The following is a 2,114-nucleotide window of genomic DNA, read 5'->3' on the forward strand; positions in this document are numbered from 1 at the left end:
CATGGACACATACTTCTTCATCAGCCAGCGGAACGGCTTGATGAGCAAGTTGAACACATAGACAATCCAAGACTCGATGTAGTTGAAGGCCAAGTCGATGTATCGACGGACATACTTTGTAAGCAAGTTGTCGATGGCAAGACTCAACCCAACCGGGGTCATCAATGAGAACTTCTGTTCAAGGCAATACTTCACTGCGGCAGCGTTCGTGGTAATGTCACGACCGTTCTCGTCTTCGGTACATCCAGTCAAGTTGGCAATGATCTTGCAGATGCAAGGGCAGTTGTGCATGTGCCTCAGCAAGTCATCCCAGTTGATAGAAATAGAAAAGTTAATCGTATCCATTATCTTGTCGCGCATGGCATTGAATACGTCAAGTATGCAGTGCCTTACGGCTTCGGTAATGGACAAATGGGCATCTTCCAAGCGAGTACGAGCAGCGTCAATCTTATTGAAAAGGGCAAATGCGGTCTTGATGAAAACGTCCAGCCAGCCATCGATCATTCCTCCCCAGTTCTCGATGAAGCTGCAGATGTTCTTCATGAAATCCGGTTCCTGAATGAGCTTGCTGATGTACGCGCCGCTGGTCACGCCGTTCATGGCGTTCTTGACCTTGTCGAGACCACCCATGGCCGTACCGAACAAGGGCACGTTTTCCTTGATAAAGTCAAACAGCATGTCGGAGCAGTCGACGGCGTTCAGCTTGCGAGTACCGACGTCAATAGCCGAAGCAACTTCCTCGACCGCGCCAGTAAATTTATTGACGGCACCGTCAATAGTTGTCATGAACGACGGCTTCGGAGTCGACTGGGTAGACGAGTTGGTAGGGGTCTTGTCGGCTACGACCGCACCGTTGTCGGTGCCGCCTGGAGCAGCAATATTCTCAAGTTTTGAGCAACCGTCCTTAACCGCCATTGTAGTCGTCTCCGTTAAATGTAGGCATCAAGGCAGTCGGCTTCGGAATGTCAAAGTCATTCGGCGATACCACCGGAATATCGTCATTCTTGGCCTTAGCCCTAATATGCGTAACAAGTTTATCCAGTATTCCAGTCTGGTAAGGTGTCAAGCTGTCCGTCGCAGAACCGATGCACATGATGATGACCGAGTCGACGTTCGCCTTGTCACCATTGATAGTGGAACCGCTGTACACGCCGCCATCATCCTCGATGTCGATGAACTGCACGAAACCGCTGTTCTTGAGAGAATCCTTATCGTTGTTGTCATCGGAAAGAACTTCTGGCTGGCCAGCGACCTTACCGACAAGGTAATGTGCCGTGCTGGAGCTTTCCATGAACTTCTTGGCCATGATCGGGAAGCACTCGCCTTCGGAATGGCAAACGAGGATACGCTTGATTTCCTTGCCGTTACGCTTGATCATCTGGTCAGTACGTTCCATCGGAACCGTATCAACGACTTCGCCAGATTTATTGATAATGTCAATCTTAGGAATGTCAGCTTCAGTCTGCGGCTGCTGCGGAGAATTGCCAGTTTCAGTCGGCTGGCCTTGTCCGTTGAAGGCATCAATCGTCGCTTGAGATATGTGAGATATCGTAAGATACTCGCTACCTTGCCCAATGCCGCTGTTTGCACGGTTATGGCCTACTGGCATACAAGTGAAGATGTCGATAGTGCCTTCGGTCAATACATGCTGCAGATTCTCGCCAGTTCCTTCCTTCGCGCCCATGCCAGCTTGCGCATGCGCGGTTCCAGACTCGTAAGTGACAAAGCCAGACGCATCCCAAGTGAGAGTCGAGTTGTTTCCCGGATTCACTATGTCGGTGATGTGCGTCTGTCGATTATGCGTATAAAAGAAACCGTCTTCGCCGAGGTTAGCCACGGCAACGTCTGGATAATATTCGGTGAACGCGGCTGGAGCCACGTCTTGTGTCTGCGACATTCCATAGTAATACCCGGCGTTTACGTCGCCATGCATGAAACGGATCCGCAGGTAATAGCCCACTTGAGGAACTTGCTGAATACCAGTGGTAATCGCTGGATATACGTATGGCTGCTCATCGTCTTCGTAGTCTTCGGTAACGCCAAGAATCTTGCAACGCACCGCGCCACGATGGTTGATGTCATTGCTTCCGCCGACAACCAATCCGATATAGTCT

2 protein-coding genes are annotated in these 2,114 nt (G+C 50.5%); both read right to left on the reverse strand.

The genetic code is table 11. From position 1 onward, the window contains the following. Positions 1-915: hypothetical protein (locus ACJMM9_RS03300; protein WP_405323836.1), on the reverse strand; the 915-nt coding region annotated here is incomplete at its 3' end. Then, positions 905-2,114, reverse strand: a 1,210-nt coding sequence (locus ACJMM9_RS03305) for a hypothetical protein (protein WP_405323838.1), incomplete at its 5' end; no start/stop codon positions are given. The genes ACJMM9_RS03300 and ACJMM9_RS03305, both read right to left, overlap by 11 nt.

Origin of the sequence: Fibrobacter sp. (assembly GCF_045112255.1) — a bacterium.
Classification (GTDB): domain Bacteria; phylum Fibrobacterota; class Fibrobacteria; order Fibrobacterales; family Fibrobacteraceae; genus Fibrobacter.